The organism is Mesorhizobium sp. P2_E6 (assembly GCF_056403835.1).
Genome location: NZ_JBFUEQ010000001.1, coordinates 317,189 through 329,938, shown reverse-complemented (window position 1 = coordinate 329,938; position 12,750 = coordinate 317,189). Strand labels below are relative to the sequence as shown.

At 64.2% G+C, this 12,750-nt stretch carries 19 protein-coding genes; 15 read left to right on the top strand and 4 right to left on the bottom strand.

The window, feature by feature from the left end; genetic code table 11:
- The first annotated feature begins 16 nt into the window (after positions 1-16).
- From AC1D08_RS01610 to AC1D08_RS01595, 4 genes are read left to right on the top strand one after another with little or no spacing between them, the layout of a single operon-like run.
- Complete coding sequence (locus AC1D08_RS01610; protein ID WP_095083338.1) at positions 17-319, top strand: urease subunit gamma; 303 nt, start codon at positions 17-19, stop codon at positions 317-319.
- 11 nt (positions 320-330) lie between these two features.
- Positions 331-585 carry a DUF1272 domain-containing protein gene (locus AC1D08_RS01605; protein WP_457150165.1) on the top strand — a complete coding sequence of 85 codons (255 nt, stop codon included), beginning with the start codon at positions 331-333 and terminating at the stop codon, positions 583-585.
- 31 nt (positions 586-616) lie between these two features.
- The gene (locus AC1D08_RS01600; RefSeq protein WP_457150166.1) at positions 617-1,204 is read left to right on the top strand and encodes a HupE/UreJ family protein; all 588 of its coding nucleotides are present in this window, start codon (positions 617-619) and stop codon (positions 1,202-1,204) included.
- Between the two features lie 6 nt (positions 1,205-1,210).
- Positions 1,211-1,516, top strand: a complete 306-nt coding sequence (locus tag AC1D08_RS01595; RefSeq protein WP_457150167.1) for an urease subunit beta — start codon at positions 1,211-1,213, stop codon at positions 1,514-1,516.
- 50 nt (positions 1,517-1,566) lie between these two features.
- On the opposite strand, the gene AC1D08_RS01590 is transcribed toward AC1D08_RS01595, so the two are convergent.
- Entirely contained in the window at positions 1,567-2,061 is a 495-nt protein-coding gene (locus AC1D08_RS01590; RefSeq protein ID WP_477422447.1) for a basic helix-loop-helix domain-containing protein, read from the bottom strand.
- A gap of 114 nt (positions 2,062-2,175) precedes the next feature.
- Entirely contained in the window at positions 2,176-2,547 is a 372-nt protein-coding gene (locus AC1D08_RS01585; protein ID WP_457150169.1) for a hypothetical protein, read from the bottom strand.
- A gap of 179 nt (positions 2,548-2,726) precedes the next feature.
- Here AC1D08_RS01585 and ureC point away from each other — a divergent pair, with 179 nt between their 5' ends.
- The 9 genes from ureC to AC1D08_RS01540 all read left to right on the top strand — a co-directional run bounded on the left by ureC (position 2,727) and on the right by AC1D08_RS01540 (position 9,481).
- On the top strand, positions 2,727-4,442 hold the full coding sequence (ureC, locus tag AC1D08_RS01580; RefSeq protein ID WP_457150180.1) for an urease subunit alpha: 1,716 nt from the start codon (positions 2,727-2,729) through the stop codon (positions 4,440-4,442).
- A gap of 31 nt (positions 4,443-4,473) precedes the next feature.
- Entirely contained in the window at positions 4,474-4,908 is a 435-nt protein-coding gene (locus AC1D08_RS01575) for a hypothetical protein (protein ID WP_457150170.1), read from the top strand.
- A gap of 33 nt (positions 4,909-4,941) precedes the next feature.
- Positions 4,942-5,535, top strand: coding sequence for a hypothetical protein (locus AC1D08_RS01570; protein WP_477422445.1), 594 nt, complete (start codon positions 4,942-4,944; stop codon positions 5,533-5,535).
- A gap of 113 nt (positions 5,536-5,648) precedes the next feature.
- Positions 5,649-6,254: a glutathione S-transferase family protein gene (locus tag AC1D08_RS01565; RefSeq protein WP_457150172.1), complete on the top strand. Its 606-nt coding sequence runs from the start codon at positions 5,649-5,651 to the stop codon at positions 6,252-6,254.
- Positions 6,251-6,856, top strand: a complete 606-nt coding sequence (ureE, locus tag AC1D08_RS01560) for an urease accessory protein UreE (protein WP_457150173.1) — start codon at positions 6,251-6,253, stop codon at positions 6,854-6,856. Before AC1D08_RS01565 ends, ureE begins: the two co-directional genes overlap by 4 nt.
- The gene (locus tag AC1D08_RS01555) at positions 6,849-7,520 is read left to right on the top strand and encodes an urease accessory protein UreF (protein WP_457150174.1); all 672 of its coding nucleotides are present in this window, start codon (positions 6,849-6,851) and stop codon (positions 7,518-7,520) included. Before ureE ends, AC1D08_RS01555 begins: the two co-directional genes overlap by 8 nt.
- Positions 7,517-7,957, top strand: coding sequence for a DUF3995 domain-containing protein (locus tag AC1D08_RS01550; RefSeq protein ID WP_457150175.1), 441 nt, complete (start codon positions 7,517-7,519; stop codon positions 7,955-7,957). The genes AC1D08_RS01555 and AC1D08_RS01550 overlap by 4 nt, the downstream gene beginning before the upstream one ends.
- Positions 7,954-8,595, top strand: coding sequence for an urease accessory protein UreG (gene ureG / locus AC1D08_RS01545; RefSeq protein ID WP_457150176.1), 642 nt, complete (start codon positions 7,954-7,956; stop codon positions 8,593-8,595). Before AC1D08_RS01550 ends, ureG begins: the two co-directional genes overlap by 4 nt.
- A 118-nt stretch (positions 8,596-8,713) precedes the next feature.
- On the top strand, positions 8,714-9,481 hold the full coding sequence (locus tag AC1D08_RS01540; protein WP_095083360.1) for a class II aldolase and adducin N-terminal domain-containing protein: 768 nt from the start codon (positions 8,714-8,716) through the stop codon (positions 9,479-9,481).
- Positions 9,482-9,492: 11 nt separating this feature from the next.
- On the opposite strand, the gene AC1D08_RS01535 is transcribed toward AC1D08_RS01540, so the two are convergent.
- The gene (locus AC1D08_RS01535) at positions 9,493-10,125 is read right to left on the bottom strand and encodes an HAD family hydrolase (RefSeq protein WP_457150177.1); all 633 of its coding nucleotides are present in this window, start codon (positions 10,123-10,125) and stop codon (positions 9,493-9,495) included.
- Between the two features lie 257 nt (positions 10,126-10,382).
- On the opposite strand from AC1D08_RS01535, the gene AC1D08_RS01530 reads away from it, so the two are divergent.
- Positions 10,383-11,342, top strand: a complete 960-nt coding sequence (locus tag AC1D08_RS01530; RefSeq protein ID WP_457150178.1) for a sugar-binding transcriptional regulator — start codon at positions 10,383-10,385, stop codon at positions 11,340-11,342.
- Positions 11,343-11,400: 58 nt separating this feature from the next.
- Here the strand turns inward: AC1D08_RS01530 and AC1D08_RS01525 are convergent, their stop codons facing one another.
- Positions 11,401-11,586 carry a hypothetical protein gene (locus AC1D08_RS01525; protein WP_095084331.1) on the bottom strand — a complete coding sequence of 62 codons (186 nt, stop codon included), beginning with the start codon at positions 11,584-11,586 and terminating at the stop codon, positions 11,401-11,403.
- A gap of 110 nt (positions 11,587-11,696) precedes the next feature.
- Here AC1D08_RS01525 and gcvA point away from each other — a divergent pair, with 110 nt between their 5' ends.
- Entirely contained in the window at positions 11,697-12,602 is a 906-nt protein-coding gene (gcvA, locus tag AC1D08_RS01520; RefSeq protein WP_477412133.1) for a transcriptional regulator GcvA, read from the top strand.
- Positions 12,603-12,750: the final 148 nt, after the last annotated feature.

The window sequence follows — 12,750 nt, the reverse complement described above, 5'->3', positions numbered from 1 at the left end:
CAGTCCAGGGAAGCGCATGAACCTGACACCGAGGGAAAAGGACAAGCTGCTGATCGCCATGGCGGCGATCGTGGCGCGCAAGCGGCTCGAACGCGGCGTCAAGCTCAATCATCCGGAAGCGATCGCGCTGATCACCGATTTCGTCGTCGAAGGCGCCCGTGACGGCCGCCCGGTCGCCGAGTTGATGGAGGCCGGCGCCTACGTCGTCACGCGCGCGCAGGTGATGCAAGGCATCGCCGAGATGATCCCTGACGTGCAGGTCGAGGCGACATTCCCCGACGGCACCAAGCTGGTGACCGTGCACGAACCCATCAGGTGAGGAGAGAAAAAATGCTTGAGCTGCGTCCCAATTGCGAATGCTGTGACAAGGACCTGCCGCCGCAGGCGACGGACGCGCTGATCTGCACCTTCGAGTGCACCTTTTGCGCCGACTGCGTGGAACACATCTTGGGCGGCACCTGCCCCAATTGCGGCGGCAATTTTTCGGCGCGGCCGATCCGCCCGCCGGCGATGCTGAAGAAATATCCCGCTTCGACCAGGCGCGTTCTCAAAGCTGAAGGGTGCGGGCCCCGCAAGGCGGCGTGACACCACCACCCGCAAACGAAAGGCAAATAGAATGATGTCCGCCAAACGCCTGTGCCTGTCGGCGATCCTACTGCTGGCAGCAGTCATGCCGGCCTATGCCCATGTCGGCATCGGCACGACCTCCTCCTTCACGGTCGGCTTCATGCACCCGCTCTCCGGCCTCGATCACATGACGGTGATGATCGCGGTCGGCCTGTGGGCGGCGCTCAAGGGCGGCAAGGCAATCTGGGCCTGGCCGGCGGCCTTTGTCGGCGTGATGCTGGTCGGCGGCGGGCTCGGCATGCTGCATATGCCGCTGCCGTTCGTCGAACCCGGCATATTGGCGTCCGTCGTGGCGCTCGGGCTGCTGGTGGCGCTGGCAGTCGATCTACCGGTCTCGGCCGGCGTCGCCATCATTGGCCTGTTCGCGCTGTTCCACGGCCACGCGCATGGCACCGAGGTGCCGGAAAATGCCGGCGGGCTGGAATATATAGCCGGCTTTGCCATCGCGACAGTGCTGCTGCATGCCACCGGCATCGCTGCCGGGCTCGGGCTTGGCATCAGGTTCCGTGGCCTGGCCCGCGCCGCCGGTGCGGGCTGCGCGGCGGTCGGTGTCGGCCTCGTCTTCGGCGTGATGTGAGGCACGATGATCCCCGGCGAAATCATCCCCAAAGACGGCGACATCGAACTGAACAAGGGGCTGCCGACCGTCACCCTGAAAGTGGCCAACAGCGGCGACCGGCCGATCCAGGTCGGCAGCCACTATCATTTCTTCGAGACCAACGAGGGACTGAGATTCGACCGCGAGCGGGCGCGCGGCATGCGCCTCGACATCGCCGCCGGCACGGCCATGCGTTTCGAGCCTGGCCAGGAGCGCGACGTGACGCTGGTGCCGCTCGGCGGCAAGCGCGAGGTCTACGGATTTCAGCAGAAGGTGATGGGCAGGCTGTGAGATCGATGGCGTCTCATGCATGTCGCCCAAGAATAATTGGCGCTTTCGACTCAGTCCGACGGCTTGGCCGCAGCGTAGATGACGATCTTTCCAGGGTCATCGAAGTCGACGGCGAGGACGTCCTGTGCCAGCACGCGCCGCGACTCGATGGCGTTGAACAGCAGCGCGTTGGCCTCGATCTCCTTGCGCAGCTCAGCAATGTCGTCCTGATGCTGTTTGACCTTGCTCTCGATCACCGGCGGCGGGCCGCCTTCGCTGCGCGCCGCATCGGTGAGGCGCACAATCTCGACCTTGTCGAGCTTGGACGTCTTGCGCACCATGCCGATGTTTTCACGCGTCCGGTCGATCGCCGTGTTGACGTTGCGGGCTTCGGCGGTGGCGTTGGCCTCTTCCTTCTTGACCTCCGAGCCGACGATGCGGTTGACGGTATCGGGGCTTTCAAGGCCCTGCGCTTTCAACGTGGCGTTGGGCAGGCTCGCCGACAGAAACGCAGCCGCTGCAATGGCATGCAGCCATCGGGGGTCGGGCAAGGTGGTGATGGTCATCGCTCGCTTTCGAGATTTGTTTCGACACTCAAAAGGCGAAACGAATCCAGCCCTGCCAAGGTTCCTTTCCCTCTGCAGCCGGCGGGCCGGACGTCGGCCCGCCGTGCCGCGTTGTCAGCTCGCCTTCTTGGTGATCAGGGTCAGCGCGCCATTGGGCTGCATGCTGGCGGCGACGACCTGCGCCGAGCTAAGCCCCTTGGCTACCAGCGCGGACTTCACCTTGGGCGTGGCGTCGATCGAACTGCGCAATTTCTGGAGGCCGGCGTCGCCACGCTGGGCGATCACCTGGTTGACCTGCGTCTGGGTGTCCTTTGGCAGCTCCGTGATGTCGACGATGTTGACGCTCTGGATCGTCGGAACGGCAGGCTGAGCCTTGGGCGCGGCCGGGGCAGGCGTGGTCGGCGCCGGAGCGGGTTGCTGCTGGGCATTGGCGGCGCCCGCCAGCATCAGCGTGGCGGCGGCTGCAATCAATATCGTCTTGCGCATGGATTTTCCTTCCATCGATTTGGCAAACGGTCGGTTTGGGGTGACGCCCTAACCTCAACCGTCAAATCGGATGAGAAGGTGTCGGCCAGCGGGTCATTGCGTGACCATTGGATGGCGACAATGTGCAGCCAGGCTTCAATCAAATCGCATTTCGGCAAACCACATTTCGGGAGCAATCGCTGATGGCCAGAGTTACCCGCGCCGCCTATGCGCAGATGTATGGCCCGACCGTCGGCGACCGCGTGCGGCTTGCCGACACCGAGCTGTTCATCGAGGTCGAGAAAGATCTCACCACCCATGGCGAGGAAGTAAAATTCGGCGGCGGCAAGGTGATCCGCGACGGCATGGGCCAGAGCCAGGTTTCACGCGCGCAAGGCGCGGTCGACACCGTCATCACCAATGCGCTGGTGGTCGATGCCAGCGCCGGCATCTTCAAGGCCGATATCGGTCTGCGCGACGGCCGCATCGCGGCAATCGGCAAGGCGGGCAATCCGGACATGCAGGAAGGCGTCACCATCATCATCGGTCCCGGCACCGAGATCATTGCCGGCGAGGGCAAGATCCTGACCGCCGGCGGCTTCGACGCGCATATCCATTTCATCTGCCCGCAGCAGATCGAGGAAGCGCTGATGAGCGGCATCACCACCATGCTCGGCGGCGGCACCGGCCCGGCCCACGGCACACTGGCCACCACCTGCACGCCGGGGCCATGGCACATGGCCCGTATGATCCAGTCCTTCGACGCCTTCCCGATGAACATCGGCCTGTCGGGCAAGGGCAACGCTTCGCTGCCTGCGGCACTCGAGGAAATGGTGCTCGGCGGCGCCTGTTCGCTGAAGCTGCACGAGGACTGGGGCACGACGCCGGCGGCCATCGACTGCTGCCTGTCGGTTGCCGACGATTACGACGTGCAGGTGATGATCCATACCGACACGCTGAACGAGTCCGGCTTCGTCGAGAACACGGTGGCGGCGATCAAGGGCCGGACCATCCATGCTTTCCACACCGAAGGCGCCGGCGGCGGCCATGCGCCTGACATCATCAAGGTCTGCGGGCTGCCCAACGTCATTCCGTCCTCGACCAATCCGACCCGGCCCTACACGGTCAATACGCTCTCCGAGCATCTCGACATGCTGATGGTCTGCCATCATCTGTCGCCATCGATCCCCGAGGACATCGCCTTCGCCGAAAGCCGCATCCGCAAGGAGACCATCGCGGCGGAAGACATTCTGCACGACATCGGCGCGTTCTCGATCATCTCGTCGGACAGCCAGGCCATGGGGCGCGTCGGCGAGGTGGCGATCCGCACCTGGCAGACCGCCGACAAGATGAAGCGCCAGCGCGGCGCCCTGCCGCAGGAGACCGGCAACAACGACAATTTCCGCGTTCGCCGCTACATCGCCAAATACACCATCAACCCGGCCATCGCGCATGGGCTGTCCAGGGATATCGGCTCGATCGCTGTCGGCAAGCGCGCCGACCTGGTGCTGTGGAACCCGGCCTTCTTCGGCGTCAAGCCGGATATGGTGCTGATCGGCGGCATGATCGCCGCTGCCCCAATGGGCGATCCCAACGCCTCGATCCCGACACCGCAGCCGATGCACTACCGGCCGATGTTCGGCGCCTATGGCAAGGCCAGGACCAACTCGTCGGTGACCTTCGTCTCCAAGGCGGCGCTCGAGTCGGGGCTGCATGGCAGGCTCGGCGTCGACAAGCAGTTCGTCGCCGTCGAGAACACCCGGGGCGGCATCGGCAAGCATTCGATGGTGCTCAACGACGCCATGCCGCGTATCGAGGTCGATCCCGAAACCTATGAGGTCCGCGCCGACGGCGAGCTGCTGACCTGCGAGCCCGCGACGGTGCTGCCGATGGCGCAGCGGTATTTTCTGTTTTAGGGTCATGGTCTGCAACGAATCTGGACCCGCCATGGACGAGCAAAAGAAGGCAGCCCTGATTTCAAGGATGGGTCCGTTGGAAGCCTACAACGGTGGCGCTGCTCCACGCGTCATGCCGATGATTACGCTGGAGCAGTATTTTGACGGAGCCGAAGGCGAAGCGGGTCTACTGTGCAATAGCCACGCTGCTCCCGACAACGACACGGTCCTGGCGACGTTCAAGTCGATACGCGACCGACCCGAGGTTCACGACATCAGGATAGCGATTACCCAATGCGATAACGGGGAATGGCCGTTCTCGGACAAGGTCGTCGTAGTAACTCGCGCCAGCGAAGACGAAGTGCTTGGCTGGCTGCCGTCTGGCTTTGAGCCGGACGAGACCTGGGAGGGAGATGTCGACCATCTGCCTGCGGAGAAGATCGAGGTTCCGTCCGACTACAGGAAGCTGTGGCTCTGGTACGATTGAGGCCGCAACTGCTGGAGTGCACAGAGTCGACCTATGGCCACCGAAATCACTTCCGCCCACGACATCTTTCCGCATATTCGCATCGTCATGGGCATGGTGATCGGGCTTGGCGTCGCCCGCCTGCTGTCGGGGGTGGCGCGCATCGTCCAGCATCCCGGCCAGTACCGGCTCTATCCCGTGCACCTGGCCTGGGTCGCTTCGGTGCTTCTGATGCTGGTGCATTTCTGGTGGTGGGAGTTCGGCCTCTACACCATCGAGACGTGGACCTTCGGCAAGTACCTGTTCATCATCTTCTATGCGATCACGCTGTTCCTGCTCTGCGCGCTTCTGTTTCCGGATTCGATGCTGGACTACACCAGCTACGAGGATTTCTTCTATTCGCGCCGGGCGTGGTTCTTCGGCCTGCTGGCGGCGACCTATCTGCTCGACGTGATCGACACGCTGCTGAAGGGACCGGAACATTTTGCCCGCTTCGGCAACGAATATCTGTTCCGCACGCCGGTCTTTGTCGCGCTGTGCATCGCCGCGATCCTGGTGCAAGACCGCCGCTTCCACATCGCCTTTGTCGCGGCCGCGCTCGTCTATCAGATATCGTTCATCCTGCGGCTCTTCGACACGATCGTTTGACTACAGCGCCGCGCGTCTTTCCGACGCGCAAAGGACGCTGTAGCACTTTGACTGGCGCCCATTGGGATGAAGTGAGGGATGGTCTAAGCTTCCAGGGAAAGGCAGGTTTGCGCATGTACAAGGCCGTCGGATCGCGTGGATCCCGGGTCAGCCGCGTTCTCTGGATGCTCGAGGAGCTCGGGCAGCCCTATGAATTCGTCGAGGTCAAGCTGCGCTCACCGGAAGCCTATGCGCTGAACCCTTCGGGCAAGGTGCCGATCCTGATCGACGGCGATTTCACGGTGACGGATTCGGCGGCGATCTGCGTCTATCTCGCCGACAAGCACGCCGACAAGGGCATGGGCGCCGATCCAGGCGTTGCCGGGCGTGCCGAAATGGATTCCTGGATGCATTTCGCTCAATCGGAATTCGAAGCACCGCTTTGGAACAAGCTGCGCCATCGCTTCCTGCTGCCGAAGGAGGTGCGGGTCGATGTCGGCCCGGCGGCGGCTTACGACTTCGCGTCCGAGCTCAAGGCTCTGGACCGTCGGCTGGGCGACAAGCCCTTTGCACTGGGCGACCGGTTTTCGGCCGTCGACGTGCTGCTCGGCGATATGGGCGGCTGGGCGCGCGCCGGCCGGTTTCCAATCGAATCCGAGCGCGTCAACGCATATTTCGACCGCGTGCTGGCGCGGCCCGCCCGTGCGCGGGCGCAAGCCAATGGGGGATCCATGAAATGAAGCTCGACATCCGCACCGACTTCACCAAATTTCCCCGCGCCGTCTCGGTGCTGACTGCCGGCAATGCCGGGGCCACGGCACCCTCCGGCCGCGCCATTCTCGCCCATGACGAGCGGCATCTGCGCCGCCGGGCGATCGAGCTTGCCGACGGCAGCAAGGTGCTGGTCGACCTGCCCGAGCCCGTCGCCCTGAACGATGGCGACCGGCTGGTGCTGGAGGATGGCCGCCACATCGAGATCATCGCGGCGCCAGAAGATGTCTACGACATCCGCGCTCGCGACGGCGTGCATCTGGCCGAGCTCGCCTGGCATATCGGCAACCGCCATCTCGCCGCGAGCATCGAGGCCGGGCGCATCCTCATCCTGCGCGACCATGTCATCAGGGCGATGCTGGAGGGGCTGGGGGCCACGGTGACCGATGTCTCCGAGCCGTTCAGGCCGGTGCGCGGCGCCTATTCCGGCCACGGTGGACACAGCCATGATCACGGCCATGCGCACGCCGAGGCGCACGCGCACAGCCATGGTGAAGCGCATTCCCACGCGCACAGCGAATCCCTTTCCCATTCGCATTCCCACGCTGGCCACCACCACGATCATGAGTGACCAGCCTTCCAACATCGCCCTGCTACGGCTGATGGCGTGGCTGTCGCCGGCCTTTCCGGTCGGCGGCTTTTCCTACAGCCATGGTCTGGAACGCGCGGTGCATGACGGGCTGATTGCCGACGCGAAAACCCTCGCCGGGTGGCTGGAAACGCTGGTCGAGATGGGTTCGGGCTGGAACGACGCCGTGCTGTTCGCCGAGAGCTGGCGCCGCGCGCGCAACGACGGTGATCTAGACGAAATTGCAGCACTTGCCGAGGCGCTCGCCGGTTCGCGTGAACGCCACACCGAGGCCATGCTGCAAGGCGCCGCCTTTCTCAAAGCGGCGGCAGCCTGGCCCAGCCCCGTGCTGGAGCGCCTGCCGGCCGAATGCGCCTATTGTGTCGCCGTCGGCGCCATCGCAGGCGGCAATGCGATTGCGCTTCAGGACGCGCTGTCCGCCTTCCTGCAGGCCTTCTTCTCCAACCTCGTCCAGGCCGCGATCCGGCTCGGCATCGTTGGCCAGAGCAAGGCCACCGCGCTGCTTGCCGGCTTCGAGCCGCTGGCGTTGTCGACAGCCGGCCGCGCCGCGCGCTCGACATTGGACGATCTCGGCGGCTGCGCCCTTGTCTCCGAAATCATGGCTATGAGACACGAAACCCAGTATTCGCGGTTGTTCCGTTCATGATTTTTCTCGCCTTCGCGCTATCGTTTGTCCTGCTGCTGATCACGGCGCTGCATGTCTACTGGGGCATTGGCGGCATCTGGCCGGGCCGGGATGCGGCCTCCTGCGCCCGCGCCGTCGTCGGCTTTCGCGGCGTCGATGAGATGCCGACACCGTTCGCCAGTTTCGCAGTTGCCGCGTGCCTTGCCCTGGCGACACTGTGGCCGCTGGCGCTTGAAGGCGTCTTTGCCTCGCCCTTTCCCAAGCAAGGCCTCGCCGCCACCTCGCTGCTCATCGGGCTGGTGTTCCTGGGGCGCGGCATTGCCGGCTTCACGCCATGGTGGCGACGGCTGGCGCCGGAACAACCTTTCGCGCGGCTCGACCTGCGCTACTACTCGCCGCTGTGCCTGTTGATCGGGCTCGGCTTCGCCATCCTCGCCATCACGGAGTTTCCCGCATGACACAGAAAAATGGCCCGCTGCGCGTCGGCATTGGCGGTCCGGTCGGTTCGGGCAAGACGACGCTGACCGAAAAGCTGTGCAAGGCGCTGCGCGACGAATTCTCGATCGCTGTGGTGACCAACGACATCTACACCAAGGAAGACGCCATGATGCTGGCCCGGCTGCAGGCGCTGCCGGAGGATCGCATAATGGGTGTCGAGACCGGTGGCTGTCCGCATACCGCCATCCGTGAGGATGCCTCGATCAACCTGCAGGCGATCGCCGAGATGAACAAGAAATTCCCCGACCTCGACATCGTTTTCATCGAATCCGGTGGCGACAACCTCGCCGCCACCTTCTCGGCTGATCTCGCCGACCTCACGCTTTATGTCATCTCGGTCTGCCAGGGCGAGGAGATCCCGCGCAAGGGCGGGCCGGCGATCACCCGCTCCGATTTCCTGGTCATCAACAAGAGCGATCTGGCGCCCTATGTGAACGTCAATCTCGATGTCATGGAGAGCGACGCCGGCCGCATGCGCGGCAAGCGGCCGTTCGGCTTCACCGACCTGTCGCGCGGCAAGGGTCTGCGGGAGGTCATCGACTTCATCGTCGAGCATGGCGGCCTGCGGGCTGGCGCCGCCGCCAGCACGGCGGCATAGGCAAGGACATCGGCGTCCGGCGGCGATCGCAACAAGGACCTTGGCTCTGCACCAAGCGAAAGCGGTTGCGAGCCTCGGCTGGTCGCGGCATTCTCGCCTCTTTCACGGAGTGTCCTCGATGAGCATCGCCCGCCTGCAAAAGGAAACGCTGACCAACCTGCCCTTCTATGAGGAGCGCGTCGATCTCGCCTGCGCCTTTCGCTGGACGGCGCGGCTCAACATGCACGAGGCGGTGGCCAACCATTTCTCGCTGGCGGTCAATGACGACGGCACGCAGTTCCTGATGAACCCCAACCAGGTGCATTTCTCGCGCATCAAGGCGAGCGACCTGCTGCTGATCGACGCCAACGATCCCGACACGCTCTCGGGGCCGAACGCGCCCGACCCGACGGCGTGGGGGCTGCATGGCGCCATCCATCGCAATGTCCGCCACGCGCGCTGCGTCATACATGTGCATTCCATACACGCCACGGTGCTGGCATCGCTCGCCGACTCTCGCCTGCCGCCGATCGACCAGAACTCGGCGATGTTCTTCAACCGCCATGTCGTCGATGCCCATTATGGCGGGCTGGCCTTCGAGGAGGAGGGCGAACGCTGCTCTCAGCTCCTCGTCGATCCCAAGGTCAAGGTGATGGTGATGGGCAATCACGGCGTGCTGGTCATCGGCGACACGGTCGCCGATGCCTTCAACCGCATGTTCTATTTCGAGCGCGCCGCCGAGACCTACATCAAGGCGCTGTGGACCGGCCGCCCGCTGCGCACGCTGTCCGATGCGATCGCCGAGAAGACGGCAAGCGAGATGGACGACTATCCCGGCCAGGCCGAACGCCACCTCAGCGAGTTGAAGGCGATCCTCGACGAGCAGGAACCGGTCTACCGCAACTGAGCCTCTGAAGGCTAAAGCCCGAGTTCGGCGCGCAATTCCTCGGCGCTGTTGATGACGATAGCACCGGGCGGGCCTTCCATCGGCTTTTCCGGCCAGAAGATCGTCGTCATGCCTGCCGCCAGCCCCGCCATGGCGCCCGGCCAGCTGTCGTCGATCGCTATCGCCTCAGCAGGAGCGACGCCAGCGAGATATGCGGCGCGCAGGAAGGGTTCGGCGTGCGGCTTGCCCTCGCGCACATCGTTGCGGCTGATCGTCTTCATGCCGGGATAGGTCAGCCCGACCATCCGAAGGTTGGCGTCGACGATCATGCGGTCCGAATTCGACACCACGGCTTGCGCCACGCCCCTTGCCCGCAAGTCGTTGAAGATCTCGATCGCGCCGGGGCGCGGCTGCAAGCGCTCGACCAGCGGCAGATAGTGCTCGTATTTGCGGATGATCCAGTCGTCGAAGGGCAGGTCCAGGCAGAACTCGTCGCGCATCATCTCATAGACCGGCCAGGCGGCGACGCCGAGCACGCGCTCATGCAGGTCGGCCGGCGGGACGAGGCCGACATTGCGCATCGCCGCCACCAAAGCGGCCTCGTGCAGCGGTTCGCTGTCGACCAGCGTGCCGTCCATATCCCAGAAAACCGCTTTCGGCGTCATGCAAGGCTCCTTTTTGCGATCCCTTAAAGGGTTTACGCGGGGAGATAAACCTTCCCGATCGCAGAACGTGCCGGCTGTCGGAACTGAAACCGATGGTCTTTCTCCGGCGCAATCATCGCCGAAGAACGAAATTCTCTCGCCATGTGCCCCCAAGCTTGCAAGCAATTGCCCTTGAGATTGACAATTGCGCAGCAGCCCGTTCCCTGCAAGAGTAGAAGCGGACCGCGCTCATGACAGGCGGTTTCGGGAGGCAGGACGTGAATACCCGGCAAGATGGCGGCAGCAACAGGCTGGACGACGCGGCGCGCGCCGGCTGGCTTTATTATGTTGCCGGCAACACGCAGGACCAGATCGCCACCACGCTCGGCATATCGCGGCAGACGGCGCAGCGGCTGGTGTCGCTGGCGGTGTCGGAAGGCTTGATCAAGGTCCGTGTCGACCATCCGATCGCCAACTGCCTCGATCTGGCGGCGCGGCTGAGATCGCGCTTCGCGTTCGACCTAGTCGAAGTGGTGCCGAGCGATCCCAATTCATCGTCCACCACCATCGGCATCGCCGAGGCGGCGGCGGCCGAGATCGAGCGGCGGCTGCGCTCGCCGACGCCGATCGTCATGGCGATCGGCACTGGTCGCACGCTGAAGGCGGCGATCGAACAACTGCCGCCGATGGAATGCCCGCAGCACAAGGTCGTGTCCCTGACCGGCAACATCTCGCCGGACGGCTCGGCCGCCTTCTACAACGTCATCTTCACCATGGCCGACAGGGTCAAGGCGCGATCCTTCCCGATGCCGCTGCCGGTCATCGCCTCTTCGCCGGAGGAGCGCGAGATGCTGCTCAACCAACCGATGATCCAGCCGACGCTGGCGCTGGCCGCCGAGGCCGACGTCACCTTCATCGGTATTGGCGATCTCGGCCCCAAGGCACCGCTCTATGAGGACGGTTTCATTTCCGAAAGTGAACTGAAGGCGCTGCAGAAGGCCGGCGGCATCGCCGAAATCGTCGGCTGGGTATACGATCGCGAAGGCCGCATGATCGAGGGCATCACCAACGACCGGGTGTCGTCGGCTTCGCTGCCATCGCGCGAAAAATCCCTGGTGATTGCACTGGCGATGGGCGAACGCAAACTGCCGGGTATCCTGGCGGCGGCCAACCGGCGGTTGATCAACGGCCTCATCACCGACGAGCGGACGGCGGCGGCCCTGCTGGCCAGCGTTTGATCGGGCTGCCGTCGATCGCAGACGCCGGCCCGACTGATTTCCGATAAAGCCAGCCGGGCTATTTGCCCCGCCCGAAAGGGTCGTTGCCGTCGAGGAAGCCGACGTCGCGCTGCAGATGCGGCGACAGGTCCCTGATGTCGAGATGCGTCCGTTTTCTGATTGCGAACCAGCCCAATCCGTCCGTGAGCCACGAAATCCAGCGATGATCCGGAGCGGGAGTGCACTTTTGCTGCGCCATGGTCATGATCGTCAACCTTCGCTATCCTGAACCCGAATGAATGGTTGACTCTGAATGTCGGTCTTGCCGGCCGGCTTTGCCAATCGAACATCTGTTATGGCCCATAAGGAGGTTTTATGCCTGACCTCAGCTCGCGACAGCTCTCCCAACTCCCGCCGCTGCAAGCGATCAGGGTGTTCGACGCGGTGGCGCGGCATCTTTCCTTCACCAAGGCCGCCGAGGAGCTCGCCATGACGCAGGCGGCGGTCAGCTATCAGATCAAGGTGCTGGAGGAGCGGGTCGGCACACCGCTGTTCCTGCGGCGGCCGCGCCAGATTGTGCTGACCGAAGCCGGACAGCGCCTTGCCCCGGGGGTCAGTGAAGCCTTTGCCCTTCTTGGCCAGGCCTACGCCGCGGCGCGCGGCGGCGCCGACGGGCTGCTGTGCGTCACCACGGTGCTGACCTTTGCCTCGAACTGGCTGGCGCACCATCTCGGCTCGTTCCAGATCGCTCATCCCTCCCTTGCCGTTCGGCTCGAGACGTCAAGCCGCCTGACCGACTTCGCCCGCGAGGATGTCGATCTCGCCATCCGTTCGGGCGGCGGCAAATGGCCGGGACTGGAAGCCTACAAGCTACTCGATGCCGATTTCACGCCGATGCTGAGCCCGAAACTCGCGGCGAGCATCGGCGGCGTCAAAGAGCCGGCCGACCTGTTGCGGCTGCCGATCCTCGATCCCGGCGACATCTGGTGGACCGAGTGGTTTTCGGCTGCCGGCGTCAACTCGCACGACCTTGCCAAACGGCCCGGCAGCAGCATGGGCGCGCAGGCCTATGAGGCCAATGCGGCCATCGCCGGCCATGGCGTGGCGATCCTGACCCGGGCGCTGTTCAAGGCGGAACTCGCCGACGGCCGGCTGATCCAGCCTTTCGACCTGGTGGGCGACGATGGCCATGCCTATTGGCTGGTCTATCCCCAGGCGCGCCGCAACGTGCCGAAGATCCGCGCCTTCCGCGACTGGCTGCTGGCCGAAATCGCCTGCTGACAGGCAAGTCCTCCGGCACTCCAATCCTGCCCTGTCGCCTGAATGGCTGTCCTGTCGCCTGAATGCCCAGGACCGGCGAAGTCGGCTTGGCAATTTCCACACACACATGGTCCGCCGATACCGCCGGGTGCTGCGCTGCAGCATCGAA

Excerpts from the sequence above, each read along its gene's own strand:
- AC1D08_RS01610 (WP_095083338.1), top strand. The coding sequence starts at position 17 with ATGAACCTGACACCGAGGGAAAAGGACAAGCTGCTGATCGCCATGGCG.
- AC1D08_RS01605 (WP_457150165.1), top strand. The coding sequence starts at position 331 with ATGCTTGAGCTGCGTCCCAATTGCGAATGCTGTGACAAGGACCTGCCG.
- AC1D08_RS01600 (WP_457150166.1), top strand. The coding sequence starts at position 617 with ATGATGTCCGCCAAACGCCTGTGCCTGTCGGCGATCCTACTGCTGGCA.
- AC1D08_RS01595 (WP_457150167.1), top strand. The coding sequence starts at position 1,211 with ATGATCCCCGGCGAAATCATCCCCAAAGACGGCGACATCGAACTGAAC.
- AC1D08_RS01590 (WP_477422447.1), bottom strand. The coding sequence starts at position 2,061 with ATGACCATCACCACCTTGCCCGACCCCCGATGGCTGCATGCCATTGCA.
- AC1D08_RS01585 (WP_457150169.1), bottom strand. The coding sequence starts at position 2,547 with ATGCGCAAGACGATATTGATTGCAGCCGCCGCCACGCTGATGCTGGCG.
- AC1D08_RS01575 (WP_457150170.1), top strand. The coding sequence starts at position 4,474 with ATGGACGAGCAAAAGAAGGCAGCCCTGATTTCAAGGATGGGTCCGTTG.
- AC1D08_RS01570 (WP_477422445.1), top strand. The coding sequence starts at position 4,942 with ATGGCCACCGAAATCACTTCCGCCCACGACATCTTTCCGCATATTCGC.
- AC1D08_RS01565 (WP_457150172.1), top strand. The coding sequence starts at position 5,649 with ATGTACAAGGCCGTCGGATCGCGTGGATCCCGGGTCAGCCGCGTTCTC.
- ureE (WP_457150173.1), top strand. The coding sequence starts at position 6,251 with ATGAAGCTCGACATCCGCACCGACTTCACCAAATTTCCCCGCGCCGTC.
- AC1D08_RS01555 (WP_457150174.1), top strand. The coding sequence starts at position 6,849 with ATGAGTGACCAGCCTTCCAACATCGCCCTGCTACGGCTGATGGCGTGG.
- AC1D08_RS01550 (WP_457150175.1), top strand. The coding sequence starts at position 7,517 with ATGATTTTTCTCGCCTTCGCGCTATCGTTTGTCCTGCTGCTGATCACG.
- ureG (WP_457150176.1), top strand. The coding sequence starts at position 7,954 with ATGACACAGAAAAATGGCCCGCTGCGCGTCGGCATTGGCGGTCCGGTC.
- AC1D08_RS01540 (WP_095083360.1), top strand. The coding sequence starts at position 8,714 with ATGAGCATCGCCCGCCTGCAAAAGGAAACGCTGACCAACCTGCCCTTC.
- AC1D08_RS01535 (WP_457150177.1), bottom strand. The coding sequence starts at position 10,125 with ATGACGCCGAAAGCGGTTTTCTGGGATATGGACGGCACGCTGGTCGAC.
- AC1D08_RS01525 (WP_095084331.1), bottom strand. The coding sequence starts at position 11,586 with ATGACCATGGCGCAGCAAAAGTGCACTCCCGCTCCGGATCATCGCTGG.
- gcvA (WP_477412133.1), top strand. The coding sequence starts at position 11,697 with ATGCCTGACCTCAGCTCGCGACAGCTCTCCCAACTCCCGCCGCTGCAA.